Origin of the sequence: Achromobacter sp. JUb104 (assembly GCF_024806975.1) — a bacterium.
GTDB classification, from domain to species: domain Bacteria; phylum Pseudomonadota; class Gammaproteobacteria; order Burkholderiales; family Burkholderiaceae_B; genus Achromobacter; species Achromobacter spanius.
Genome location: NZ_JANUEY010000001.1, coordinates 2,597,456 through 2,622,587 on the forward strand (window position 1 = coordinate 2,597,456; position 25,132 = coordinate 2,622,587).

Sequence of the window (25,132 nt, forward strand, 5' to 3'; positions counted from 1 at the left end):
GCTGAATGCCCCCGCGCCGATTCGGCGCGGAACCCTATCGTTGCAAAGGCTCGCTACCGGCACCCGTCGTCATCTTGGGTGCCGGGCGGCTGAGCACATACGCCGCGCTGGCCAGAAAGAACACGCCGACGCCCACGGCCAGCGGCCACGACGGATGCGCGCTCCACCAGAAAATGCCGTATCCCGCCATCATGCCCAGGCAAGCGAACGCTTTGCCCTTGCGCGACACGGCCTTCTGTTCGCGCCAGATACGCAGGGGCGGCCCGTAAGTCGGACTATCCAGCAGCCATTTTTCCAGGCGCGGAGACGAGCGCGAAAAGCAGCCCACCGCCAAAATCAGGAAAATCGTCGTCGGCATGACCGGCAGGAACGCGCCGATGACGCCCAATGCCAGCATCACGCAGCCCAACGCCAACCATAGAGCTTTGATCATGATGGTCAGCAGAATATCGCAAATGCCGCCAGCGCAGCCGGATTCACCCGCATGATGCGCGGCCTATGTGCGAGGCTCCGGCATTTGGGCGCTTAGCATGTCGATGAATTTCGGGCTTGGCGATCCGCCCGCCGCGCGCGCGCGGACAACCATCGCCCAGGCCTGGTCATATTGCCCGCGCCAGTAATAGGCGGTGGCCCAGGACGAATACAGATACCCCTTATCCGGTTCGACGGCCTCGCCTTTGCGGTACCACTCGTCGGAACGGGCAGTTGCCGCCACCCGCGCTTCAGGAGGCAGCGTCTTGTCTTCCGCCGCGCAGCGGGCCGCGATACGCCCGGCATCCGCATAGATACCCTGGAAGGTGGGTGGATCATGGCTGATCGCCAAATCCATCATGCTCATGGCCTGGCAGAACTTATTCTGGTCATGCAGCACGGCGGCAAAGCCGGTATAGACCTCGGGGTTGTTCGGATTCAACAGCCAGGCCTGATTGAAGCGGCGCATCGCCATGCCCAACTGGTCGGCTTGATAAAAACGGTATCCCTGGGACACCCACGCCCGCGACGCCTTGTCGGCGGATCCGAACGCCTGGACAGCATCCGCAACAAGCTTTTTATCGCTGGCCTCAAGTTCGGCGGCGGCGGATCGGTCCATACCCCCGTACATGGGCAATTCGTCGATGCGTGGCTGCGCTTGCGTTGCAGGCGGCGGCTTGATGGCGCAAGCCGCCAGTCCCAGGCAGGGAACCAGCAGTAGTGCCTTGAGCGATTTATTCATGGTGTGGCCGGTAGGAAAGATACGCCGGACCTTATCAGATATGGCGCGGCACTGGCGCACGCCGTGCCTGGCATGTCACTTGCTGAGTGGGACCCAGTTTCTATTCTTTGGGGGACCAGCATGAAATCCGACGACGTTGTGGAAATGGAACCGGTCGAGCGCGGCAACCGCTCGCTACTTCGCGATTTGAAAGACATAGATGCCAGACGCCCCGACTTTCCTGGCGAGCATGTGATCGTATTTGGCTTGGGCGCATTGCTGATGGTGGCCGGCCTGAAGGGCCGAACCTTCTTCAAGCGCACCGTGCTGACGGCTGCCGGTACCGCGCTGATGGGCCGAGCCGCAAGCGGCACGGGCGGCATCGCGAAACTGGCGCGTGTCGTCAAGAAATTAGGCTGAAGACGACCACGAGCCAAATACGCACCATGGAAGCGCTATGGGATTTTCTTCAATGGCCGGCGATGCTTACCTCGCTAGCCGCCGCCTGGCTGGTGGCGTCGCAAGGAAAAGCGAAACGCCAATGGGGATTCTGGGTATTTCTATTCAGCAACGCCTTGTGGATTGCATGGGGATTGCACGACGGGGCGTTTGCGCTGATCGCGCTTCAAGTTGGGCTGGCCGCGTTGAATATCCGTGGGGTGATGAAAAACAAACGAGCGGGCAGTGCGACGTAGGAAACGGGATCACCAAAAAGGCACATCGCGAACACTAAGTCCGCTTACATCTTTATCAATTCAGCCTCTACTCCAAAAGACTACGCCCATCCTAGAATCGGTCGACTGCCACTTTTGGCTGACGAGGAGCCATTTATGGATGCCCCCACCTTTAAGAAATTTGCCGCTGCCGTTATCTGCTGTCTGTACATGGGTGGCAACGCAGTCGCCGCTCCGCCTGAAGGGAAAGGAAAACCCGATAACGCAGGCCAAGGCCAGGGCAATAAGAACAACGGCAACGGCAACGGTAAAGGCAATGGCGGTGGTGGCAATGGCGGCGGTGTCAATGGCAATAAAGGCGGCTCGTCCAAGGGCGGAGCGGCTGATTCCCGTGACACAAACGTGACCCTGCGCCACGCCGGCATCACGATCTCGGTCGCCAGGGGCTACGCAGACGAGTACGGCTTGTCTGGCTACAGCTCATTGCCGCCCGGGATCCGTAAGAACCTGGCCCGCGGCAAGCCTTTGCCTCCGGGCATTGCAAAAAAGATGGTCCCCGGGCCGATGCTGGCACGCCTGCCCGTCTATCCGGGCTACGAATGGAGAGTCGCAGGATCCGATCTGATCCTTGTGGCAGTCGCGACCGCGATCGTCGCTGATGTGCTTTTTGACGTTTTTGATTGAGGCAAGACCCCGGCGAAACCCCACGCGAAACTGGCAGGGTACGGCGCAGATTGCAAAAAAGCCGCGAAGTCCAAGACTTACGCGGCTTTCACAGCATTGCCCAGCTCGCCAGCAGGGACTGGTCGTCCAAAATACCAACCCTGGCCCACGGCGTGCGGCGCACGTTCCACGATGTAGTCCACCTGCCTGCGCATTTCCATGCCTTCCACGACGAGTTGGATGTCCAGCTGATTTGCCATTTCGATGACTTGATCCAATACCGGGATCGCGCTTGCAACATCGCCAATTGACCGGACAAAAATCCTGTCCAACTTGATCCCGCTGACGTCCCACTGGAAGACATTCCCAAGGTTGGAATATCCCACGCCAAAATCGTCCAAGAAGATTTTGAAACCCGCTTTGCGATAGCGCTTAAACAGTTCTGCCGGTGAGGCGATCGAGAACCTCGCGGACTCAGTCACTTCAAGCACAATCCGCTCGGGTAGGACGCCACGCTCGTTTACACAACGAACGAGAAAATCAAGGAACAAGTCGTCTTCCAAATCTGCAGGAAAGACGTTGACACTCAAATAGAACGGCTGTGCGGCGGTCAACCGGTCCCGTACATCGTCAATCGCATTGCGGATGATGTATCTCGTGAAAAGTCGACGAAGTCCCATCGACTCAACCCATGGAATGAACGTGTCGGGCGGAATAGGCACCACTTCATCATGCGTCCAGCGGGCAAGCGCTTCGGCCCCAACCATTTCGCCTGTCGCAAGAGAACAAAGCGGCTGATAGCGGACATGAATTTTCTGTTGATGCAGGGCCCGGGCCAGACTCCCTCGTAAACCGTTTGATCCTCGCCACCAGAGGAACAGCGCTACGCCACTGGCCGCGCCCAATACTGTCCCTATCAGGGAGGAAACCAGGACAGAAGCGCGCGCATCCACGCTGGCAAAGGACTCAACACAGATGTCGGGCTCGCCAGGCGACGAACACCTTGATCCATGCCGAATGATCCCGAACCAGGTCGCTACCCGCCCCCTAACGCTCGCATCGTTCGTGCCAAGTGGCTGAGAACCAAATTCTTGGATCAGGCTTCCGTCTCTTGAAAATGCCCGTCCCCACAAACGGCCAGCGTGCTCCTCCACCTCGCCAAGAGCATTGGGGCTAATAAATACCGCCACGCGGTCGTTTGCCGCCAGCCCTCCGACGAACGACGGCTGAACTGGGTTTGTGAGATTTCTCCATAGGGTGATGCCATGGCGCACGCGCTTGCCGCCAGGAGGAAGAACATAAGGTTCCTTCCACTGCCCCCACACGGCCGAGCATCTCAATGCCCCATCAGAAATCCGTGCGATGTCGCCGGCGTACTTCGACTGAAATATGCGTGTCCTCATCCGTGCGAGGTCCTCGTCCGAGCAGGATTCCGCCGAAGCGCTCAGTTCAACAATCGTCGTGATTTGCTCATTGGCAATATCGAGCGCACGCCGGAGTAGATGCGCATTATTGTGATCGACGGCATCATCCGCGTGCGAAGCTTCCAGCGAATAGCCGATCAGCCCACAAAGCACCGCAAGCACCACGGTTGGCACAAAGACCAACAGCAACCCATATCGGCTCGGAAGACGCCGTGTCGTCATAATCATCCTTAGGAACCTAGGATGATTCTACGATCCGCATACACGGCGGCAATCATTCCATCAGGGCCACTTTCCTCGCTGTTTTTTTGTGCAAAATCGATGTGCACCGGCAGGTTTCCTTGATGCAGGTGCTGACCCACGTCACGCGTTGACGCCGGGACGAGGAATTGGGGGCCGCTGGCACGCTTTTTGGCGTGCAGTTGCCAGGCAGAATGCAAAAAAGCCGCAAAGTCATAGACTTATGCGGCTTTCGGAGCAGTGCTGGGCACTGCTTTGCAGGAATCTGGTAGGCGGTATTGGGTTCGAACCAACGACCTCCACGATGTCAACGTGGCGCTCTAACCAACTGAGCTAACCGCCTGCAAAGAAGAAGAATTATATAGTGCTTTTTTGAACTGTGCAAATCGTCATAATCGATTTTTTGCTATGTTCGTTGCGTGGTAATGGCTTTGCTTTCGCTAGCTTTCGCTGCCATAGCTGCGAGCATTTTTCTGCCCGCATCACCGCACTACTTTCCCTTCAATTTCGCATCCGCAGCATGTGCTGCATCAACGAAGACCGAGATTCTATCAGAACTTTTTATTCCTTGCTCAAGCTCAACACCGCTGCTTACATCGACCCCCCAAGGCCTGACCCGCTCGATTGCCTGGCCGACGTTATCGCCGTTCAAACCACCCGACAAGATCAACGGACGCGACACCGGATCCGCGCGCACCTCGTCCAGCAAGCTGTAGTCAAAGCCATGGCCGCTGCCGCCGTAACCGGCGCTATAGCTGTCGAACAGCCAGCCCGCCGCTTCGCCGAAAGCCCGGCAGTACGTGGCCAGGTTTTCAGCCGTGTCCAGGCCGGGCGCGCCCGCGCGGAAGGCGCGTAGAAAGCGATGGCTGTAGCGGCCGCAATCCTGCGGTGACTCGTCGCCGTGGAACTGCAGCAATTCAGGTTCCACCTCGTCCAACACCGCTTGTACCTCGGACGGATCCGGATTCACGAACAAGGCCACAACGTCGACAAACGCCGGCACGGTGCGGCGCAACTGCGCGGCGCGCGTCGGCGTCAGGCAACGTTTGCTCTTGGGGTAGAAGACGAATCCGATCGCATCGACGCCGGCGGAAACAGCGGCCTCGATGTCTTGTTCGCGGGTCAATCCGCAGATTTTGATGCGTGTGCGCATGGCATTTACCTGTCGCCCAACGGGACGCGGCGTATCAGTATATCGGGTGCGCCAGCGGCATTCAGGTGCCGGGCTGGCCCACCGAGGAGATCAAGGAATCAAAGCTGCCCTCGGCGACGCGAAACCACGGCACCTCTTTGTTGCGGAAGGCGGTCATGCTGTCGTAGAGCTTTTTGAACATGGGATCTTTGGCGCTCAATTCCTTGTAAGCCGCCATCGACGCCTCATAGCATGCTTGCAGCACCGGCTTGGGAAACGCCTTCAACTGCGCCCCCTTGGACACCAGCCTTCGCAGCGCGTCCGGATTACCGGCGTCGTACTTGGCGATCATGTTGGCGGTTGCCATGCGGCACGCCAAGGCCAAAGCCGATTGGAATGGCTTGGGAAGCTCATCGTAGGCGCTTTGATTCACGTACAGCGATAGCTGCAAGGTACCGGCCCACCAGCCCGGAAAATAATAATTGCGCGCGACTTTATACAGCGCCAGGTTCTCATCGTCGTACGGCCCGATCCACGCCACCGCGTCGACCGTCCCCTGCTCCAACGCGGCATAGAATTCCGCCACCGGCACATCCACCGGCGTGGCGCCCAGCCGCGACAGGACATGGCGCGCAAAGCCGCCCGCCTTCACCTTCAGCCCGCGCAGGTCGTCCACGGTTTTGATCTCGCCGCGAAACCACCCACCCATCTGCGCGCCCGTGTAGCCACAGGGGAAGTTCATGATGTTGTACTTGTCGAACAGCACCCGCGTCAGCGCCAGGCCTTCGCCCTCGCTCATCCAGGCATTCATCTGCCGCGTGTTCAAGCCGAAGGGAACGCCGGCATCAAAGCTAAGCGCGGGATCGACGTCAAAGTAACGGGTCGACGCCGTATGGCCGCAGTCCACCACGCGATGCTGCACGGCTTCAAGCACCTGGCCGGGTTGGACGAGATCGCCAGCCGGAAAAATCTCGATGGTGAAGCGGCCGTCGGTGACCTCGGCGACATACCGCGCAACGTCTTCGGCGCCCGCGAACAACGTGGGCGATTCATTCGGAAAACTGGATGCCAGCCGCCACGCGATCGTCGGCGCATCTTGCGCAAAGGCCGGTGCGGCGATCGTGGCGGACCCCGCGGCGCCCAAGGCGGCCTGCTTCAAAAACGCGCGGCGCTGCATGGCGAAATCCCCCCTGATAAGCGCGATTAAGGCGTCGTCCACGACAACGTCTTTTCACAACGTCTGTTCAATAAGATTGCGTGAATGGCGACAACAACAGCGCGCCACCATCCAGTTCTTCCAAACCGAACTCCGCCGGATAGTCAATGGCGGACAAGTACAGGCCGTCCGGCGAAAAGGTGGGCGCGCCTTGCGTGCGATCGCGCCAGGACAGCAACTGCGCCATCCACTCTACCGATTCCCTACCCTGCCCCACCTGCAGCAGCGCGCCCATGATGTTGCGCACCATGTGATGCAGGAACGCATTGGCCTTCAAGGTAAACACCAGAAACGGCCCGCGCTCCGCGATCTCAAGCCGGTGCATATGCCGCACCGGGTGCTTGGCTTGGCATTGCGAAGAACGAAAGCTTGAAAAGTCGTGTTCGCCCACCAAGGCCTGCGCTGCGGCACGCATGGCGTCCACATCCAGCGGTTGAAAACACCAGCCCGCCCGCCCAGCCCACAGGGCCGGCCGCACGCGGCCACGCCACAGCAGGTACACATAGGTGCGGGCGCGCGCGGAGAAACGCGCATGAAACTCGTCTGACACTTCTTGCGCCCATTGCACTGACACGCTGGGCGGTAGAAACGCGTTCACGCCCCGCACCCAGGATTCCATGCGCCGATCCAACGCGGTGTCCAGATGGACCACCTGCATGGCGCCATGCACACCGGTATCGGTGCGGCCGGCGCATATGGTGGGCACGGCTTCTTTCACACCACAGAATCTTGCCAAGGCAGACTCCAGTGTGTCCTGCACCGTTTGCCGATGCGGCTGTGTCTGCCAACCCTGCCAAGCGGAGCCGTCATACGCCAGCCCCAATGCAACTCTAGACATCATTCAAACCCGAGGACCGCTGACTCGGCGCGGTTCGTCCGTGGGTGGTTCATCCAGGTCGAGATTGATCGTATCGAGCTTGCGGTTCAGCGCTGCCGTGTCCAGCGCCGGCTCGTTATAAGCGTAAGTGTCCTCGTCGTCGTCATCGCGACGCGCGCCGGCTCGGCGCAGCAGCCATGCAATAACGAATGCGATCAGCGCCAGCAAGGCGGTGACGATGACGAGAAGGTTGTCGGCCAGCCAGCTGGGCATGTTTGACGTTGCGTCCTTTGTCGTATTGGCGGAAGCGCCGCCTGTCGCGTTGTCGGTGGTGGACGCGCCGGGCGAGCCAGCCGCACTGGAAGGGCCTGATGCGCCAGGGGTGGCTGCTACACCTGGTATGCCTGCCGCACCTGGGGTGCCTGTTGCACCTGATGTGCCTGCTGAGCCCGATGTGCCTGCTGAGCCCGATGTGCCTGCTGCGCCCGATGTGCCTGCTGCGCCCGGTGTGCCTGCTGCGCCCGGTGTGCCTGCTGCACCCGGTATGGCTGCTGCACCCGATGTAGCTGCTGCACCCGATGCGCCTGCTGCACCCGGTGTGCCTGCTGTACCCGATGTGCCTGCTGCACCCGGTGTGCCTGCTGCGCCCGGTGTGCCTGCTGCGCCCGGTGTGCCTGCTGCGCCCGGTGTGCCTGCTGCGCCCGGTGTACCTGCTGCACCCGATGTGCCTGTTGCACCCGAAGTGCCAGCTGCGCCCGGTGTACCCGCAGCGCCCGATGTGCCCGCTGTACCCGATGAGCCTGCTGCACCCGATGAGCCTGCTGCACCCGATGAGCCTGCTGCACCCGGAGTGCCTGCTGCACCCGGAGTGCCTGCTGCACCCGGAGTGCCTGCTGCACCCGGAGTGCCTGCTGCACCCGGAGTGCCTGCTGCGCCCGGTGTGCCTGCTGCACCTGGCGTTCCCGCGGCACCCTGCTGAGCCACAGCTTTGTTCAATTCGTCGACATTGCTTTGCAGCTGATTCACGCGACCTTCAACGTCCTTCATCGCGCGTTCATTCGATGTCCTGGCGTCCGCCTGCGCATCGGCTCGCGCGGCGGGGCTATCCGTTGCCAGCCCCGTGGACAGGCGCACTCGGTCTTGTGGCGGCGCGGCGCTGGCGACACCGGTGTCGCCCGGCTGCGCCACGGTACCCGACGCCGCATCCTGCCCCTTGACCACTGACGGATTGGCGCTGGCAGCGGCGCCGATTCGGCCGCGATACCTGGCAAACGCCTCGGCATGTTCATTGAAGATGCGGAGTGCCTCGGCCGGGTCAATCGCCCTGACCGTTGCCGCATCCGGAATCTTCAAGGTCTGGCCTGCGCGGACCAGGTTCATATTGTTCTGAATGAACGCTTCGGGATTGGCGCGCCACAACGCCACCAACATCTGATATACCGAGGCGTTCGGCACCTTGTTGCGTTGTGCGATGGCGAACAGGTGATCACCACGCTTCACATTCACGCTGGCAGCCGCGCGCCCCGTGCCACCCACCGCGGCCGGCGTCACATCAGCGCCCGTGCCGCGCAGCGGCACCAGAATGCTGACCTGTACCTGGCGCTGCCCCGAACTGGAACTGATGTCCAATAGCAGGTCGACCGCGCCACTTGCGGGAGGCTGTGTCGCCCGGACGCGAAGATTCTTGCGCGTGCCGTCCATGCCGTCTTCAACGCGGACCACCATGCTGGCCAGCGGCACTGGCGGCTTCAGGCCGGCGCGCTGCCAAGCAGCTTCGTCAGCCACCGACACCTTCAGCGACGACACCTCATCAGGCGTCAGTTCCTGCAACCCCACGACCGCCTGCAACGGCGCGCCCGGCACCGACACCACGCGGGAATGCCCGACCCGCATGGCCAGCGCCGAACTGCACATGCTCGACCCTATCGCCAAAGCGATTGCCCATTGAAGGGCTTTCAAACGGCGGGCATGCTTCACATGGCGCGAACGCTGGGTCATAAGCTGGAATTCCGTTCTTGTAGTCGAATTACGGGCTAGCGCTGGTCTCGCGGCAGATAGGCGGGAACAGGCCTCAATTCACGGGAAAAGTGTAATGGATGATGCCCATTTCACAAACCTGAAAGGCGCGTAGGCGTTGGCTCTCGAGCACATCCGCCACACCCTCACTACGATTGCGCAAACGTCAAGGGCACCCGAAGGTGCCCCTGCTTGTCTTGACGACCCAGCAGGCGCCTTTGCCAGGCGCCCGCGACGGGATATCAGGCTTCGGCCAGCGCGATGCGCAGCATACGGCGCAACGGCTCGGCGGCGCCCCACAGCAGCTGGTCGCCCACCGTGAAAGCACCCAGGTACTGCGAACCCATCGACAGCTTGCGCAGACGGCCAACCGGAATGTCCAGCGTGCCGGTGACAGCCACCGGGGTCAGCGCGGAAACGGTGGCTTCCTTGGTGTTCGGCACCACCTTGGCCCACTGCGTGCCCTGCGCGATCAACGCTTCGATCTCGTCCAGCGGCACATCGCGCTTGAGCTTGATGGTCAGCGCCTGGCTGTGGCAGCGCATTGCGCCGATACGCACGCACAGGCCGTCGATCGGGGTGGCGGGCGTACCGAAAGCAGCGCCGCGGCCCAGGATCTTGTTGGTTTCGACTTCGGCCTTCCACTCTTCCTTCGACATCCCGTCGCCCAGATCCTTGTCGATCCAGGGAATCAGGTTGCCGCCCAGCGGCACGCCGAAGTGTTCGTGGGGCAACGCGGCATCTTTCTGCTTGGCCAGCACGCCACGGTCGATCTCCAAAATGGCCGACGCGGGGTCGTCCAGCAAGGGCTTGACGGCCTGGTTGATCTCGCCGAACTGGGTCAGCAGTTCACGCATGTGCTGCGCGCCACCGCCGGAAGCGGCCTGGTACGTCATGGAACTCATCCATTCCACCAGGTCGTTGTTGAACAGGCCGGCCAGGCCCATCAGCATGCAGCTGACCGTGCAGTTGCCGCCGATGAAGTTGCGCACGCCGCGCTTGAGCGCTGCGTCGATGACCGGGCGGTTGACCGGGTCCAGCACGATGATGGCGTCGTCAGCCATGCGCAGGGTGCTGGCCGCATCGATCCAGATGCCGTTCCAGCCCGCGCCGCGCAGCTTGGGGTAGACCTCGGACGTGTAATCGCCGCCTTGCGCCGTCAGAATGATCGGCAGTTTTTTCAGAGCGTCAATGTCGTAGGCATTTTGCAAGGGGCCCGCGCCTTCGGCCCACGTGGGCGCGGCGCCGCCAGCATTGCTGGTGGAAAAGAACACCGGTTCGATCAGTGCGAAGTCGTTCTCGTCGCGCATGCGTTGCATGAGCACCGAGCCGACCATTCCGCGCCAGCCGATAAGGCCTACTGCTTGATTCATTTCAATCGCTCTATAAAGGTGGAGACAAGGTCCAGGTGAAAAAGGCGTGCAATTCAACAATTTATCAGAATGCACGGAGGGATGTTGCGGTGCAGCTAGAAATAATGGGGGTCGAAAGCCTTGAAAACCCCTTTCGCGGCGCCGTCGCAACACGGTCGAAAAAAGGGCCGCTACGCAGGCGGCCCTTCAAAAAAACGGGGCGCGCGCCGCAAGGGCGCTACCCCTTGCCAGGTATTCAGGCCAAGGCTTTCAGTACTGCGTCGCCCATGCCTGCCGTGCTGACTTTCGTCGTGCCCGGCTCGAAAATATCGGCGGTACGCAGGCCGTCAGCCAGCACGCGGCGCACGGCGGCTTCAATGCGGTCGGCTTGCGGAGCCAGATTCAGCGAATAGCGCAACAACATGGCGGCCGACAAGATCGTCGCCAAGGGGTTGGCGATGCCCTGGCCCGCGATGTCTGGCGCCGAACCGTGGCTGGGCTCGTACAAGCCCTGGCCGCCCGCGTTCAGCGAGGCCGACGGCAACATGCCGATCGAACCCGTGAGCATGGCCGCTTCGTCCGACAGGATGTCGCCGAACAGGTTGCCGGTGACGATCACGTCAAACTGGCGCGGGTTGCGCACCAACTGCATCGCGGCGTTGTCGACATACATGTGCGACAGCTCGACGTCCGGATACTCGCGCGCCACTTCGATGACGATGTCGCGCCAGAATTGCGAGGTTTCCAGTACGTTTGCCTTGTCCACGCTGCACAGCTTCTTGTTGCGCTTCTGGGCCGATTCGAAGCCGATGCGCGCAATGCGGCGCACTTCGGATTCGGCGTAACGCATGGTGTCGTAGCCTTCGCGTTCACCGGCGAACACGCCGTCGGGCGACGACCGAACGCCGCGCGGCGTGCCGAAATAGATGTCACCAGTCAGTTCGCGGATGATCAGGATATCCAGGCCGGACACGATCTCGGGCTTCAGTGACGAAGCGCTGGCCAGCTCGGGATACAGAATGGCGGGACGCAGGTTGGCGAACAGGCCCAGCGCCTTGCGCAGGCCCAAAATGGCCTGTTCCGGGCGGAATTCGCGCGGCAGACTGTCGTACTTCCAGTCGCCCACGGCGCCAAACAGCACGGCATCCGATTCCTTGGCCAGGTTCAGCGTGGCCGGCGGCAGCGGGTGTTCGAACTGGTCGAACGCGGCGCCGCCCACGGGGGCTTGTTTGATGTCGAAGGAAACGTCCAGCGCCTTGAGCACGCGCACGGCCTGCTCGACGATTTCCGGTCCAATGCCGTCACCCGGCAAGACTGCGATGTTGTGGGTCATTTAAATGCGATCCTGTGATCAGAATGGGTTCAGGCGATGGGACGGCTTTCCAGCCACGGGTGGCGGGCCAGGCGTTCGGCCTCGAAGGCGCGGATCTTGTCGGAATGGCGCAGCGTCAGGCCGATGTCGTCAAATCCGTTCAGCAAACAGTATTTGCGGAAAGGTTCGATGTCGAAGCCCATGGCGCGGCCGTCCGCGGCAATCACCACCTGGCGGTCCAGGTCGATTTGCAGCTTGTAGTTCGGGAAGGCTTTGACTTCGTCGAACAGGCGGGCCACTTCCAATTCGGACAGCACGATCGGCAGCAGGCCGTTCTTGAAGCTGTTGTTGAAGAAGATGTCGGCATACGACGGCGCGATGATGGCGCGAAAGCCGAACTGCGTCAGCGCCCAGGGCGCGTGCTCGCGGCTGGAGCCGCAGCCGAAATTCTTGCGCGCCAACAGGATCGATGCGCCTTGGTAGCGCGGCTGGTTCAGCACGAAGTCCGGGTTCAGCGGACGCTTGCTGTTGTCCATGCCGGGTTCGCCGTGGTCCAGGTAACGCAGCTCGTCAAACAGGTTGGGGCCGAAACCGGTGCGCTGGATCGACTTGAGGAACTGCTTGGGGATGATGAGGTCCGTGTCGACGTTTTCGCGGTCGAGCGGAGCCACCAGGCCTTCGTGAGTGGTAAATGCTTGCATGATGTCGGTACTCGGTGCGTGATCGCTTAACGGAACGTGCGGACGTCGACGAAATGGCCGGCGACGGCGGCGGCTGCTGCCATGGCGGGGCTGACCAGGTGGGTACGCCCACCCTGGCCTTGCCGGCCCTCGAAGTTTCGGTTCGACGTGGAGGCGCAGCGTTCGCCGGGCTCAAGGCGGTCGGCGTTCATGGCCAGGCACATCGAGCAGCCCGGTTCGCGCCATTCAAAACCGGCTTCGATGAAGATCTTGTCCAGCCCTTCGCGTTCGGCTTGCTGCTTGACCAGGCCGGAACCCGGCACAACCATCGCCTGACGCACGTTGGACGCCACACGCTTGCCGCGCGCCACGGCAGCCGCCGCGCGCAGGTCTTCAATGCGCGAGTTGGTGCACGAACCAATGAACACGCGGTCGACGCGAATGTCGGTCAAGGGCGTGTTGGGCTTCAAGCCCATGTATTGCAAGGCGCGCTCCATGCCGCTGCGGCGCACGTCGTCTTTCTCGCGGTCGGGGTCCGGCACGCGGGAATCCACCGGCAGCACCATTTCAGGCGAGGTGCCCCAGGTAACTTGCGGCTTGATGTCGCGCGCGTTCACTTCCACCACCGTGTCGAACTTGGCGCCGTCATCGGTGTGCAGGGTGCGCCAGTACTTGACGGCCTGGTCCCACACCACGCCCGAGGGCGCGAAGGGGCGGCCACGGAAGTAGTCGACGGTCTTGTCGTCCACCGCGACCATGCCCGAACGGGCGCCGGCTTCGATGGCCATGTTGCACACCGTCATGCGCCCTTCCACGGACAGCGCGCGGATCGTGCTGCCGGCGAACTCAATGGCATGGCCCGTGCCACCCGCCGTACCGATGATGCCGATGATGTGCAGGACCACGTCCTTGGCCGTACAGCCGAAAGGCAAGTCGCCGTCGACCTTGATCAGCATGCTCTTGGCTTTCTTCATCAGCAGCGTCTGGGTCGCCAGCACGTGCTCGACCTCGGACGTGCCGATGCCAAAGGCCAAGGCGCCCAGCGCGCCGTGCGTGCTGGTATGCGAATCACCACAGACGACAGTCATGCCAGGCAGCGTTGCGCCTTGCTCGGGTCCGATCACGTGCACGATGCCCTGACGCAGGTCATTCATGCGGAATTCGGTGATGCCGTATTTCTCGCAGTTGGCGTCCAGCGTATCCACTTGCAGGCGCGAGATGGGGTCGTCGATGCCTTGGGCGCGATTCAGCGTCGGCACGTTGTGGTCCGCTACCGCCAGATTGGCGCCCGTGCGCCACGGCTTGCGCCCGGCGATGGCCAGGCCTTCGAACGCCTGGGGGCTGGTGACTTCATGCACCAGGTGGCGATCGATATAGAGCAGACAGGTGCCGTCTGATTCCTGGTGGACGATGTGGGCGTCCCAGAGTTTGTCGTAAAGGGTTTGGGCCATGGATGCGCTCTGCAAATAGACAATCCGGCTTGAGCCTCACGCGGTTGAAAAGCAAATCGCTCCCGCGCCGGCCACTGCGGCATGAATGAATTATGCCCACGCTCCAAACCTAGTACAAGCGCACGATACATACTAGTACCACCACTACCATGATGCGCTGCTACGTCTCCCTTCAGCCCTGTGCGGTCTCATACTTTTGGTGGGTGAATGAAGTTAATCCGCCACACAATAGATGTAAATAAAATAGATACACAATTATCAAGCCGATATAATCCCGTTTCACTCAGGACACATAGCTTTCGAAATAATGCGTAATAAACCGTATTAATAAAAGCGATAGTAAAACAAACCTGCGTAGTTCGTGCAAATTCAGTCAAATTACGTGATGTTGCGCGACGATAAGTTATGGACCGCTGTTTGTTAAATACCAAGACTTAACAAATCTTGACTAGTCGAATATGACATTTACATACAACATGGCGGCCATTCATCCCAACCTGACCCGCGAATAATCACTATGGCTTCGTTTTTGCTCAAACGCACGACTACGATTTTTGCCCTGGCCTTTGTTCCCGCTGCATTTGCCCAAACTTCCGCGCCCGCTGCTCCCCCTGCCGCTGTGCCCTCTGCCAGCGCACCCGCAGTGACGCTGAATCAGATTGTGGAGCAGACCCTGCTCAGCAATCCGGAGATCCAGGCGAAGTACCACGACTTCCAGGCGTCTTTGGAAGGCCAGTCGGTTGCCCGTGCCGCGTTCTTCCCGCAGATCAACGCGCAGGGTTACCTGGGCCGGGAATATCGCAGCAACGTGCCCGACGTGGGCTCACAACGCTGGAGCCGTCCTGGCTACACCGTTGAACTGCGCCAATTGATTTTCGACGGCTTCCGCACTAGCAACGACGTCAAGCAAGCCGGTTTCGACAAACTGGCCCGCTTCTATGATGTGCTGGCCACCAGCGACAACACGGCCTTCGCGGCGGTGCAGGCCTACATTGACCTGCAGCGCTATCGCGACATGGAACTGTTGGCGCGCCAGAATTATTCGCTGCACGAAGAAACGCTGAAGCAAATCGGCGAACGTACGGAATCGGGCGTTGGCCGCCGGGTCGACCTTGAACAGGCAGGTGGTCGCTTGTCCCTGGCTCAGACAAACCTGATGACCGAGACTGCAAATTTGCTGGACGTGCAACAGCGCTTCCAGCGCGTGACCGGTGCCTTCCCGCCTGAAGCCATGCAACCGCCGCCCGACGTCACCGGCAAGCTGCCCGTCAAGCCGGGTGACTTCAACGAGTCGCTGCGCCGCAACCCCAGCTTCCTGTCCAAGCAGGCCGGGCTGCAAGCCGCGCAAGCGGGCGTCGCCTCATCCAAGGGCGCTTTTTCGCCCAAGTTTGAATTCGTGGCGTCTTCGGGCCGTGACCAGAATGACCCCACCCCCGAAAACCGCGACATCCAGAGCTCCAGCGTTCAGGTAGTGATGAGCTACAACCTGTACCGCGGCGGCGCCGACTCGGCCCGCGTGCGCCAGACGGCCGCACAGTCCTACGCCGCACGCGACATCCGCGACTACACCTGCCGCAACGTGCAGCAAGACTTGGCCGTGGCCTGGAACAACATCACCAGCCTGAGCCAGAAGCTGCCCTTCCTGCGTGACCACGAAGTGGCCACCACCAAGGTGCGCGATGCGTATCGCCAACAGTTCCAGATTGGCCAGCGTTCGCTGCTGGATTTGCTGGACACCGAGAACGAGCTGTTTGAGTCACGCCGCGCATTGACCAACGGTCTGTATGACCTCAAGCTTGCGCAGTATCGCTGGCTGGCGCTGTCGCACACGCTGCTGCCCGCCCTGACGCTGCAACCCGCGCGCAACGAGATGCCCGAGGAAAACGGCAAGCTGGAAGTAACCGACGAAGTGATCAAGCTTTGCAACTCGACGGTTCCCGACTCTGCCCGCCTGGCCCCGGTGCGCGTTCAATACAACGAAGGCACGTTGCCGCCCACGCTCGTGCCGCTGAACGTATCCAACGCCAAGCCGTAATGGCGGCAGGACGCAAGGAGGCCATATGACGCCCCAGGGCAACGAATTTTCGCAGTTGGACGCGGACTTTGTTCGCGTTCTGGAAGACCTGATCGACGCCTTGATCGCCAATGGCACCTTGCGCATGACGGACCTGCCTATTCAGGCACAGCAGAAGCTTTCACAGCGCAAGCAGCAACGCGCGCGCCTCTCGGAACACCTCGACCTCCTGGATGACGAAGATGGACAAGTTATCTGAATCGGCGGCTCGGGAATGGCGCACCGACGCTCGCGCGGCGCACGATGACCCGCTTTTGGATTGCCTGGTTGAAATCACGCGCCTGCATGGCGTGACGGCCACGGCCCAGGCCTTGTCTTCCGGCTTGCCGCTGGAAGAGCACCGCCTGACCCCTGCCCTGCTTCCGCGCGCCGCGGCTCGCGCCCAACTTTCCGCGCGCGTGGTCAAGCGCACGCTGGACAGCATTTCCCAAGACCTCTTGCCCGCCATCCTGCTGCTGCAAGGCGAACGCGCCTGCCTGCTGCTGAAGAAAGAAGACGGCAAGTACCTGGTCAGCCACCCCGAGCTGGGCGGCAGTTCCGTCGAGATGACGCCCGAAGCCCTGGCCGCGCAGTACACCGGCCTGGTGTGCTTTGTACGCCCGCAGTTCCGCTTCGACGCCCGTGCGCCGGAAGTCGCCAAAGTGCGCGAGCGCCATTGGTTCTGGGCCGCAGTCATGGAAAACCGGCGCCTGTACCGCGACGCGCTGGTCGCCGCGCTGCTGATCAATATCTTCGCCATGGCCATGCCCTTGTTCACGATGAACGTGTACGACCGCGTGGTACCCAACAACGCGGTTGAAACGCTGTGGGTGCTGGCCATCGGCATCACGCTGGTGATCATCTTCAACATGATCTTGTCGACGGCGCGTTCGCATGTGGTGGACAGCGCCAGCAAGCGGGTCGACGTGCGCCTGTCCGCGCAGATCATGGAGCGGGTGCTGGACTTGCGCCTGGAGGGCCGCCCGGTGTCGGTGGGGTCTTTCGCGGCCAACCTGCGTTCGTTCGAGTCCATCCGCGACTTCATTGCATCGGCCACGATCACCACGCTGGTCGACCTGCCCTTCATCCTGCTGTTCCTGGCCGCGCTGGCCTGGATTTCCCCGTGGATGATCCTGCCGCCGCTGGTTGCCATCGTCTTGATTCTGCTGGTGTCTTTTGCCGCGCAAGCCCGCATGGAGGCGCTGACCATGGCCAGCTTCCAGGCCAGTTCGCAGCGCAACGCGACGCTGGTGGAAGCGCTGACCGGCCTGGAGGCCGTCAAAACACTGAACGCGCAAGGCTCCGTCCAGCGCAACTGGGAACGCGCCACCGAGTTCATCGCGCAAACCGGCGGCAAGCTCAAGTTGATTTCGTCGTCCACGGTGGGCTTTGTGCAGGCCGTGCAGCAAATGGTGTCGATCGCCGTGGTGATCATCGGCGTTTACCAAGCGCAGGAATCCGCCATGTCCATGGGCGGCATCATCGCCGCATCGATGATCGCCGGCCGCTGCCTGGCGCCGCTGGGCCAGGTAGCCGGGCTGTTGATGCAATACCAGAACGCGCGCACATCGCTGGGTTCCATCGACAACTACATGAAGCTGCCGATCGAGCGCCCGGCCGAAGCCGAGTTCCTGCATCGCCCCGTTTTCCACGGTGGTCTGGAATTCCGCGACGTAACGTTCACCTATCCCGGCAGCACCCAGCCGGTGCTGAAAAAGGTGTCGTTCAAGCTCAAGCCTGGCGAAAAGGTCGGCATCATCGGCCGCATCGGTTCCGGCAAGACCACGCTGGAAAAGCTGGCGCTGGCGCTGTATCAGCCCACCGAAGGCGCCGTGTTGCTGGACGGCGTGGACGTACGCCAGATCGACCCGGCCGACGTGCGCCGCGCCATCGGCCATGTGCCGCAAGATCCGACGCTGTTCTACGGCAGCCTGAAGCACAACCTGGCCATGGGCGCGCCCTATGCCGACGACGCCAGCATCCTGGCGGCCGCCAATCTGGCCGGCGTTACCGACTTTGCCAACCTGCACCCCAACGGTTTTGACATGGTGATCGGCGAACGCGGCGAATCGCTGTCGGGTGGCCAACGCCAGTCCGTGGCGGTGGCGCGCGCGTTGATCAACGACCCGCCGATTCTGCTGCTGGACGAACCCAGCAGCAACATGGACCACCAAAGCGAAGCCCAATTACGCAAGCGCCTGGGCGAGGCCAGCGCCACCAAGACCATCCTGCTGGTCACGCACCGCACCGCGCTGCTGGACCTGGTCGATCGCCTGATCGTGATCGACAACGGCCACATCGTGGCGGACGGTCCTAAGGAGCAGGTTGTCGAGGCACTGCGTCAAGGACGCGTTGGACGCGGGAGCTAAGGGCGCCATGCAGAATAACCCTGGGGAAATCAAGCACGGCCTGTTCGGCGGCTTGTGGCGCAAGCTGCGCAACATCTTCGTATTCTTCTTCGATCGGCTGCTGGACGGCGCCGACAAGGGCAATCGGGAAAAGCGTTCCGATTATGTCGGCAACGCCGAATGGGTCATCCACGAATCGCAGGCCCGCAGTTCGCGCGTGCTGCTGTGGGTGGCGCTGCTGGCAACATTCCTGCTGATCGTCTGGGCGGCCACCGGCAGCATCGACGAAGTCGTGCGGGGCGAAGGCAAGGTCGTGCCCTCGCGCCAAGTGCAGATCATCCAAAGCCTGGACGGCGGCATTGTCGAGGAAATCCTGGTCCGCCCGGGCCAGGAAGTGCAAGCTGGCCAGACGCTGCTGAAGATTGATTCCACGCGCTTTGCGTCCTCGCTCGGCGAGAACAACGCCGAATACCTGTCGTTGCTGGCCAGGTCCGCCCGCCTGAATGCGCTGGCCACCGGCGAACCGTTTGTTGCCCCGGAAGAGGTGCTCAAGCAAGCCCCCGGCCTGGTTGAAATGGAACGCAATGCCTACCTGGCGCGCAACACCGAACTGAACGCCACCATCAACGTGGCGCGCGAACAGCTCAAGCAGCGCGAAGAAGACTTGCGCGAGACCATCGCCAAACGCGACCAGGCCTCGGCCAGTTGCAGCCTGACGTCGCGGGAACTGCAGGTGACGCGGCCGCTGCTCAAGAGCGGCGCCGTGTCTGAAGTGGACCTGCTGCGTTTGCAGCGCGATGTGGCGCGCTATTGCGGCGAGCAGAAAGGCGCCGAAGCGCAGATCGACCGCTTCCAGGCGTCCATCAAGGAAGCGCAAAGCAAGCTTGAAGAATCCGAGCTCAATATTCGCAACCAGGCGCGTAGCGAACTGTCGGAAACCAACACCAAGCTGGCCACGCTGCGCCAGGGCAAGCTGGCATTGGCCGACCGCGTGAAGCTGGCGGAAGTCCGCGCGCCCCTGGCCGGCACCATCAAGACGCTGTTCAACAACACGGTTGGCGGCGTGGTGCAGCCGGGCAAGGACATCATCGAAATCGTGCCCAAGGACGACACGCTGCTGCTGGAAGTGCGTATCCAGCCGCGCGACATCGGCTTCCTGCACGCTGACCAGAAGGCGGAGGTGAAGTTCACCGCCTACGACTTCGCCATCTATGGCGGCCTGGAAGGCAAGGTCGAACAGATCGGCGCGGACACCGTCACCGACGAGAAAGGCAATTCCTATTACGTGGTGCGCGTCCGCACGGACCGCAGCACGGTGGGCGACAAGCTATTGCCCATCATCCCCGGGATGGTGGCAGAGGTTCATATCCTGACAGGTAAACGCACCGTGTTGCAGTACCTGCTCAAGCCGATTTTGCGTGCCAAGGCGAACGCCTTCACCGAACGTTAAAGGAGAGCTGGAAGGCTTTATGAAACCTGTTCCCGTCTTGTTGATTACGCACGACGACCTGCTCTGGCAGCACTGGCGCACGCTGGATTCCACGCGCTGGCTGGCTGCCCGCGGGCGCGGCCTGGCCGACTTGCAACGCTGGCGCGAGCAAGGCCGCACGCTGGCCGTGCTGGATACCGACGTGCCGCGCTTGCCGTCCTGGCAGGACCCCATCTGGGCGCCTGCCGTGGCCGGCCTGCACCTGGTGGTGGCCAGCCCCAGCCCCAACGACGAACAAGGCACCCAAGTGCTGGGCGCGGGCGCCCACGGCTACTGCCACAGCTATGCGCCCGCCGCCGCCCTGTCGCAAGCGCTGGAAGTGGTTTCGTCCGGTGGGATCTGGATGGGCCGTTCATTGGTGGCGCGCCTATTGAAGCTGGTGACGGAACGCGCCCAGGACTCGTATTCCTGGGACGACGGCGTGTTGACCGAACGCGAGACCACGGTGGCGCGATACGCCGCCAGCGGCCAGGCCAATGCCCAGATCGCCGAAGCGCTGGGCATTACCGAACGCACGGTCAAGGCCCATCTGTCCGCCGTTTTCGAGAAGCTCAAGGTGTCTGACCGCCTTCAGCTCGCTTTGCTGGTCCACGGCATTTCGGCGCCGGCCGACATGCGCAGCAAAATACCTTCCTGAACCTGTCCTTGAGGACAATATCGCGCCGACGCGGCGCTCTTTAGTATCTGGCCATCTTGGATAACTCCCTGAAACGGAACCCACATGGCCAACTCTTCTCCCGCAGTCGTCAATGAAATCTCCGGTCGCGCGTGGATACGCAATAGCGACGGCTCACTGACCGAACTGCATCAAGGCAGCAAAGTCCCCGCCGGCAGCGACATCGTCACGGCTTCGGGCGCCACGGTTTCCCTTCAGGTTGAAAACGGCATGCCGATCGTCATCGGAGAAAGCCGTGAAGTTGCCGTGAACGGCGACATGGCGGGCCCGTTGGCCGATGCCAGCGAAGCCGCCGTAGTACCGCCCACCGGCACCGATTCCGACCGCCTGCTGGCCGCCCTGCAAGCCGGCCGCGACCCGTTTGACGAACTCGACCCCACCGCCGCCATCGTGGCGGGTGGTGGCGACGCCGGCGGCAGCAGTTTTGTCCGCCTGGCCCGCATTCTGGAAACGACCTCGCCGCTGGACCTGGCCTACCCCAACCCCGCCCGAGGCGACGACACCCTGCCCCGCGCGGCTGGCGCGGGCGCAACCGGCGATGATGGCGATGCGGCCGTAACGCCGCCCACGGTTGGCAACAACGCGCCGAACGCGTTGAATGACGCCAGCAGCGGCGACCAGAACTCCCAAAGCCGCGGCAACCTGCTCAGTAACGACTCCGATCCCGACGGCGACCCGCTGGCGATCACGTCAATCAATGGTCGTCCGATGGTTCCGGGCGGCATCAGCGTGCCGGGCTCCACTGGAGGCTCCTTCGCTGTCCAGCCCGACGGTAGCTATGTGTTCACACCGGGCGGTCAGTACGACTACCTGGCCGTCGGCGAAACGGCCACCAGCACCATCTCGTACACCATCACGGACCCCAGCGGCGCGACCTCCACGGCGACGGTCGTGGTGACGGTAACCGGCACCAACGATGGTCCCGTGTCCTCCGCGCTGTCGAACCAATCCGGCACCGACGCGCAAACGGAAATCCGCTACGACGTGTCGGATCGCTTCTCGGACACCGACACCAGCGACAAGCTGACGTTCAGCGCCACCGGCTTGCCGCCGGGCCTGTCCATCGACCCGGACACCGGCATCATCACCGGCACCATCGATCATTCCGCTTCCCAAGGCGGCAACGACGGCGTCTACACGGTAACCGTGACCGCGACGGATCCGTCCGGCGCGTCGACCTCGCAGGAGTTCAACTGGGACGTCAGCAACCCCGCTCCGACCGCCGCGAACGACAGCGGCGCAACGGATGAAGACACGGGTCTGAGCGTCAACGCCCAGAACGGCGTGCTGGCGAACGACACCGATCCGGACGGCGACACGCTGACCGTCTCGCAAGTCAACGGTCAGCCCGGTAACGTGGGCACGGCTATCGCTGGTTCCAACGGCGGCACGTTCACTTTGAACGCCGACGGCTCCTACAGCTTCAACCCGGGTTCGGCCTTCAACAACCTGGCCGCCAACCAGACCGCGACGAGTTCAATCACCTACACCGTCTCTGACGGCGAAGGCGGCACCTCGACTGCAACGTTGACGGTCACCATCACCGGCACCAACGACACGCCCATCCTGACCCCGGATGTGACGTTGGACGACCAGACCGGTAACGATGGCCAGGCCATCACGCCGGTCGATGTCTCCGGCCAGTTCTCGGACGTTGATACCGGCGATGTGCTGACGTACTCGGCGACCGGCCTGCCCCCGGGCCTGACCATTGATCCGACCACCGGCATCATCTCCGGCACGCTGGACAACTCGGCTTCGCAAGGTGGTGACAACGGCGTATACGCCATCACCATCACCGCCACCGACAAGAGCGGCGCGTCGGTGTCGCAAGACTTCTCGTGGGACGTGAAGAACCCGGCGCCGACGGCTATCGACGACGACGGTTCGACGAATCAAGGCGTTGGCTTGAACGTCACCGCCCAAGACGGCGTGCTGGCGAACGACACCGATCCGGATAGCGACACGCTGACTGTCTCGCAAGTCAACGGCCAGCCGGGCAACGTGGGTACGGCAATTGCTGGCTCCAACGGCGGCACCTTCACGCTGAACGCCGACGGCTCCTACAGCTTCAATCCGGGTTCGGCGTTCAACAACCTGCCGGCCAACCAGACCGCGACCAGTTCCATCACCTACACCGTCTCCGACGGCGAAGGCGGCACGTCGACTGCAACGCTCACGGTCACCATCACCGGCACCAACGACACCCCGATCCTGACCCCGGGTGTGACCCTGGACGACCAGGCCAGCAACGACGGCCAGGCCATCACCCCCGTCGATATCTCCAGCCAGTTCTCTGACGTGGACACCGGTGATGTGCTGACCTACTCCGCCACCGGTCTGCCCCCGGGCCTGACCATCGATCCGACGACCGGCATCATCTCCGGCACGCTCGACAACTCGGCTTCCCAAGGCGGTCAAGACGGCGTCTACGCCATCACCATCACCGCTACCGACACCAGCGGCACCTCGGTCTCGCAAGACTTCTCGTGGGACGTCAAGAACCCCGCCCCGACCGCCACCAATGACAGCGGCGCGACCGACGAGGACTCGGCCCTCAGCGTGGATGTTCAGAACGGCGTGCTGTCCAACGACACCGATCCGGACGGCGACACGCTGACCGTCTCGCAAGTCAACGGCCAGGCGACCAACGTGGGCGCGGCCGTGGCCGGTTCCAACGGCGGCACGTTCACTTTGAATGCCGACGGCTCCTACAGCTTCAACCCCGGTTCGGCCTTCCAAGGCCTGCCCGTCGGCGAGAAGACGACCAGCGCGATCACCTACACCGTCTCTGACGGCGAAGGTGGCACCAGCACCGCAACGCTCACGGTGGAAATCACCGGCACGAACGACGCGCCGACCGCAGTTGCCCTGGACAACCAGAGCAACATGGACGGCGATACCGTCGACTACAACCTGTCCGGCTTCTTCAGCGACATCGACGACGGCGACTCCCTGGTCTACTCCGTCGACCATATCCCTGGCGGCCTGAAGTTCGATCCCACCACCGGCACGTTTACCGGCCAGTTCGCCAACTGGGCGTCCGACCACACCAATACGGGCGTCAAGGGCGAATACCTCATCACGGTGACCGCCACCGACAAGTCGGGTGCGACCGTCTCCCAGACCTTCGTCTGGACGGTGGGCAACCCCGAGCCGGTTGCCACCAATGACCAAGGCACGACCAGCGAAGACAATATCCTGGTCGTCGACCACCGCACCGAAGGCGTGCTGGGCAACGACAGCGACCCCGATGGCGACGCCCTCCATGTCTCGCAAGTCAATGGTATCGATGCCGACGTCGGCAAACCCGTCGCCGGCTCCAATGGCGGCACCTTCACCCTCAACGCCGACGGCACCTACTCGTTCAATCCGGGTACGGCATTTCAGTATTTGAATGACGGCCAGACGGCGACCACGTCGATCATCTACACCGTTGCCGATGCCCAGGGCGCGACCAGCACCGCCACGCTGACCATTACCATCACGGGCCAGACCGACGCTCCGCCGGTCATCACCCCCGAGGATAGCGACGGCAACGTCACCAGCGCGGACAACAGCGTGGTCGAAGCCTCCGGCGACACCATCAACGGCTCCGTGACCGTCTCCGCCGAAGCCGGCATCGCCGGCGTCACCGTCGGTGGCAAGGACGTCACCGGCGCCAGCGCCGCCAACCCCGTTGTCATCACCACCGACAAGGGCATCCTGACCGTCACCGGCTACAACGCCGCCACCGGCACGATCTCCTACTCCTACCAGGAGACGGGCGGCGCCGACGATCACACGGGCGGCGACGACGCCGTCCATGATCTCTTCGAAGTTGTCGTTACCGACTTCGCGGGCCAGACCCATCGCGACAATCTGGATATCCAGATCATCGACACTGCACCCGTGGCCACCGACGACGCGGCCTCCGTCACGGAAGACGCGACCGCATCGGTCACCGGCAACGTGCTGACCAACGACACGCTCGGCGCTGACGCCAGCACGGTCGTCATCAATACCGGCGACGCCAAGTACGGCAAGCTTGTGGACAACGGCGATGGCACCTGGTCGTATCAGCTCAACAACAACCTGCAGGCTGTCCAGGCGTTGAACGACGGCCAGAAGCTGACCGAGACCATCCGCTACACCATCACCGATGCCGACGGCGACACCACCACGGCTGAGCTGACCATCTCCATCAACGGCCAGACCGACGCTCCCCCGGTCATCACCCCCGAGGACAGCGACGGCAACGTCTCCAGCGCGCATAACAGCGTAGTTGAAGGCACCGGCAACACCGTCACGGGCTCCGTGACTGTCTCCGCCGAAGCCGGCGTGGCCGGCGTCACCGTCGGCGGCAAGGACGTCACCGGCGCCAGCGCCGCCAACCCCGTTGTCATCACCACCGACAA

General features: G+C 62.3%; 20 protein-coding genes and 1 tRNA gene. 9 read left to right on the top strand and 12 right to left on the bottom strand.

Annotated features, from left to right (window positions below):
- Positions 1-34: 34 nt before the first annotated feature.
- Both M2361_RS11780 and M2361_RS11785 read right to left on the bottom strand, forming a co-directional pair.
- Positions 35-433, bottom strand: a complete 399-nt coding sequence (locus M2361_RS11780) for a YbaN family protein (protein ID WP_259249184.1) — start codon at positions 431-433, stop codon at positions 35-37.
- A gap of 63 nt (positions 434-496) precedes the next feature.
- The gene (locus tag M2361_RS11785; protein WP_259249185.1) at positions 497-1,213 is read right to left on the bottom strand and encodes a hypothetical protein; all 717 of its coding nucleotides are present in this window, start codon (positions 1,211-1,213) and stop codon (positions 497-499) included.
- A 120-nt stretch (positions 1,214-1,333) separates the two neighbouring features.
- Here M2361_RS11785 and M2361_RS11790 point away from each other — a divergent pair, with 120 nt between their 5' ends.
- From M2361_RS11790 to M2361_RS11800, 3 genes are all read left to right on the top strand, one after another.
- A complete protein-coding gene (locus M2361_RS11790) occupies positions 1,334-1,612 on the top strand; it encodes a hypothetical protein (protein ID WP_100855132.1) in 279 nt (92 codons plus the stop codon).
- 26 nt (positions 1,613-1,638) lie between these two features.
- The gene (locus tag M2361_RS11795) at positions 1,639-1,887 is read left to right on the top strand and encodes a hypothetical protein (RefSeq protein WP_100855131.1); all 249 of its coding nucleotides are present in this window, start codon (positions 1,639-1,641) and stop codon (positions 1,885-1,887) included.
- Between the two features lie 135 nt (positions 1,888-2,022).
- The gene (locus tag M2361_RS11800; protein WP_259249186.1) at positions 2,023-2,550 is read left to right on the top strand and encodes an RcnB family protein; all 528 of its coding nucleotides are present in this window, start codon (positions 2,023-2,025) and stop codon (positions 2,548-2,550) included.
- 77 nt (positions 2,551-2,627) lie between these two features.
- Here the strand turns inward: M2361_RS11800 and M2361_RS11805 are convergent, their stop codons facing one another.
- The 10 genes from M2361_RS11805 to leuC all read right to left on the bottom strand — a co-directional run bounded on the left by M2361_RS11805 (position 2,628) and on the right by leuC (position 14,169).
- Positions 2,628-4,175 (bottom strand): EAL domain-containing protein, encoded by a 1,548-nt coding sequence (locus tag M2361_RS11805; protein WP_259249187.1) that lies wholly within the window; start codon positions 4,173-4,175, stop codon positions 2,628-2,630.
- A 284-nt stretch (positions 4,176-4,459) separates the two neighbouring features.
- Positions 4,460-4,536, bottom strand: a tRNA-Val gene (locus tag M2361_RS11810).
- A gap of 147 nt (positions 4,537-4,683) precedes the next feature.
- Entirely contained in the window at positions 4,684-5,346 is a 663-nt protein-coding gene (locus M2361_RS11815; RefSeq protein ID WP_100855128.1) for a phosphoribosylanthranilate isomerase, read from the bottom strand.
- A gap of 61 nt (positions 5,347-5,407) precedes the next feature.
- A complete protein-coding gene (locus tag M2361_RS11820; RefSeq protein WP_259249287.1) occupies positions 5,408-6,502 on the bottom strand; it encodes a TRAP transporter substrate-binding protein in 1,095 nt (364 codons plus the stop codon).
- A 67-nt stretch (positions 6,503-6,569) separates the two neighbouring features.
- A complete protein-coding gene (gene truA / locus M2361_RS11825) occupies positions 6,570-7,379 on the bottom strand; it encodes a tRNA pseudouridine(38-40) synthase TruA (RefSeq protein ID WP_259249188.1) in 810 nt (269 codons plus the stop codon).
- Between the two features lie 3 nt (positions 7,380-7,382).
- Positions 7,383-9,356, bottom strand: coding sequence for a FimV family protein (locus M2361_RS11830; RefSeq protein ID WP_404976337.1), 1,974 nt, complete (start codon positions 9,354-9,356; stop codon positions 7,383-7,385).
- A gap of 260 nt (positions 9,357-9,616) precedes the next feature.
- Positions 9,617-10,747 (bottom strand): aspartate-semialdehyde dehydrogenase, encoded by a 1,131-nt coding sequence (gene asd, locus M2361_RS11835; protein ID WP_259249190.1) that lies wholly within the window; start codon positions 10,745-10,747, stop codon positions 9,617-9,619.
- Positions 10,748-10,982: 235 nt separating this feature from the next.
- A complete protein-coding gene (gene leuB / locus M2361_RS11840) occupies positions 10,983-12,059 on the bottom strand; it encodes a 3-isopropylmalate dehydrogenase (RefSeq protein ID WP_259249191.1) in 1,077 nt (358 codons plus the stop codon).
- Between the two features lie 29 nt (positions 12,060-12,088).
- Positions 12,089-12,739 (bottom strand): 3-isopropylmalate dehydratase small subunit, encoded by a 651-nt coding sequence (leuD, locus tag M2361_RS11845; RefSeq protein ID WP_050448627.1) that lies wholly within the window; start codon positions 12,737-12,739, stop codon positions 12,089-12,091.
- A gap of 26 nt (positions 12,740-12,765) precedes the next feature.
- The gene (leuC, locus tag M2361_RS11850; protein WP_259249192.1) at positions 12,766-14,169 is read right to left on the bottom strand and encodes a 3-isopropylmalate dehydratase large subunit; all 1,404 of its coding nucleotides are present in this window, start codon (positions 14,167-14,169) and stop codon (positions 12,766-12,768) included.
- A 517-nt stretch (positions 14,170-14,686) separates the two neighbouring features.
- On the opposite strand from leuC, the gene M2361_RS11855 reads away from it, so the two are divergent.
- From M2361_RS11855 to M2361_RS11880, 6 genes are all read left to right on the top strand, one after another.
- Positions 14,687-16,204, top strand: coding sequence for a TolC family outer membrane protein (locus M2361_RS11855; RefSeq protein WP_259249193.1), 1,518 nt, complete (start codon positions 14,687-14,689; stop codon positions 16,202-16,204).
- Between the two features lie 25 nt (positions 16,205-16,229).
- Positions 16,230-16,442 carry a hypothetical protein gene (locus tag M2361_RS11860; protein WP_006218695.1) on the top strand — a complete coding sequence of 71 codons (213 nt, stop codon included), beginning with the start codon at positions 16,230-16,232 and terminating at the stop codon, positions 16,440-16,442.
- Positions 16,426-18,591 carry a type I secretion system permease/ATPase gene (locus M2361_RS11865; RefSeq protein ID WP_404976338.1) on the top strand — a complete coding sequence of 722 codons (2,166 nt, stop codon included), beginning with the start codon at positions 16,426-16,428 and terminating at the stop codon, positions 18,589-18,591. The genes M2361_RS11860 and M2361_RS11865 overlap by 17 nt, the downstream gene beginning before the upstream one ends.
- Before the next feature lie 7 nt (positions 18,592-18,598).
- Entirely contained in the window at positions 18,599-20,020 is a 1,422-nt protein-coding gene (locus M2361_RS11870; RefSeq protein ID WP_259249195.1) for an HlyD family type I secretion periplasmic adaptor subunit, read from the top strand.
- 19 nt (positions 20,021-20,039) lie between these two features.
- Positions 20,040-20,696 (top strand): response regulator transcription factor, encoded by a 657-nt coding sequence (locus M2361_RS11875; protein WP_259249196.1) that lies wholly within the window; start codon positions 20,040-20,042, stop codon positions 20,694-20,696.
- Positions 20,697-20,780: 84 nt separating this feature from the next.
- On the top strand, positions 20,781-25,132 hold a 4,352-nt coding region (locus M2361_RS11880; protein ID WP_259249197.1), incomplete at its 3' end, for a retention module-containing protein.

Excerpts from the sequence above, each read along its gene's own strand:
- M2361_RS11780 (WP_259249184.1), bottom strand. The coding sequence starts at position 433 with ATGATCAAAGCTCTATGGTTGGCGTTGGGCTGCGTGATGCTGGCATTG.
- M2361_RS11785 (WP_259249185.1), bottom strand. The coding sequence starts at position 1,213 with ATGAATAAATCGCTCAAGGCACTACTGCTGGTTCCCTGCCTGGGACTG.
- M2361_RS11790 (WP_100855132.1), top strand. The coding sequence starts at position 1,334 with ATGAAATCCGACGACGTTGTGGAAATGGAACCGGTCGAGCGCGGCAAC.
- M2361_RS11795 (WP_100855131.1), top strand. The coding sequence starts at position 1,639 with ATGGAAGCGCTATGGGATTTTCTTCAATGGCCGGCGATGCTTACCTCG.
- M2361_RS11800 (WP_259249186.1), top strand. The coding sequence starts at position 2,023 with ATGGATGCCCCCACCTTTAAGAAATTTGCCGCTGCCGTTATCTGCTGT.
- M2361_RS11805 (WP_259249187.1), bottom strand. The coding sequence starts at position 4,175 with ATGACGACACGGCGTCTTCCGAGCCGATATGGGTTGCTGTTGGTCTTT.
- M2361_RS11815 (WP_100855128.1), bottom strand. The coding sequence starts at position 5,346 with ATGCGCACACGCATCAAAATCTGCGGATTGACCCGCGAACAAGACATC.
- M2361_RS11820 (WP_259249287.1), bottom strand. The coding sequence starts at position 6,502 with ATGCAGCGCCGCGCGTTTTTGAAGCAGGCCGCCTTGGGCGCCGCGGGG.
- truA (WP_259249188.1), bottom strand. The coding sequence starts at position 7,379 with ATGTCTAGAGTTGCATTGGGGCTGGCGTATGACGGCTCCGCTTGGCAG.
- M2361_RS11830 (WP_404976337.1), bottom strand. The coding sequence starts at position 9,356 with ATGACCCAGCGTTCGCGCCATGTGAAGCATGCCCGCCGTTTGAAAGCC.
- asd (WP_259249190.1), bottom strand. The coding sequence starts at position 10,747 with ATGAATCAAGCAGTAGGCCTTATCGGCTGGCGCGGAATGGTCGGCTCG.
- leuB (WP_259249191.1), bottom strand. The coding sequence starts at position 12,059 with ATGACCCACAACATCGCAGTCTTGCCGGGTGACGGCATTGGACCGGAA.
- leuD (WP_050448627.1), bottom strand. The coding sequence starts at position 12,739 with ATGCAAGCATTTACCACTCACGAAGGCCTGGTGGCTCCGCTCGACCGC.
- leuC (WP_259249192.1), bottom strand. The coding sequence starts at position 14,169 with ATGGCCCAAACCCTTTACGACAAACTCTGGGACGCCCACATCGTCCAC.
- M2361_RS11855 (WP_259249193.1), top strand. The coding sequence starts at position 14,687 with ATGGCTTCGTTTTTGCTCAAACGCACGACTACGATTTTTGCCCTGGCC.
- M2361_RS11860 (WP_006218695.1), top strand. The coding sequence starts at position 16,230 with ATGACGCCCCAGGGCAACGAATTTTCGCAGTTGGACGCGGACTTTGTT.
- M2361_RS11865 (WP_404976338.1), top strand. The coding sequence starts at position 16,426 with ATGGACAAGTTATCTGAATCGGCGGCTCGGGAATGGCGCACCGACGCT.
- M2361_RS11870 (WP_259249195.1), top strand. The coding sequence starts at position 18,599 with ATGCAGAATAACCCTGGGGAAATCAAGCACGGCCTGTTCGGCGGCTTG.
- M2361_RS11875 (WP_259249196.1), top strand. The coding sequence starts at position 20,040 with ATGAAACCTGTTCCCGTCTTGTTGATTACGCACGACGACCTGCTCTGG.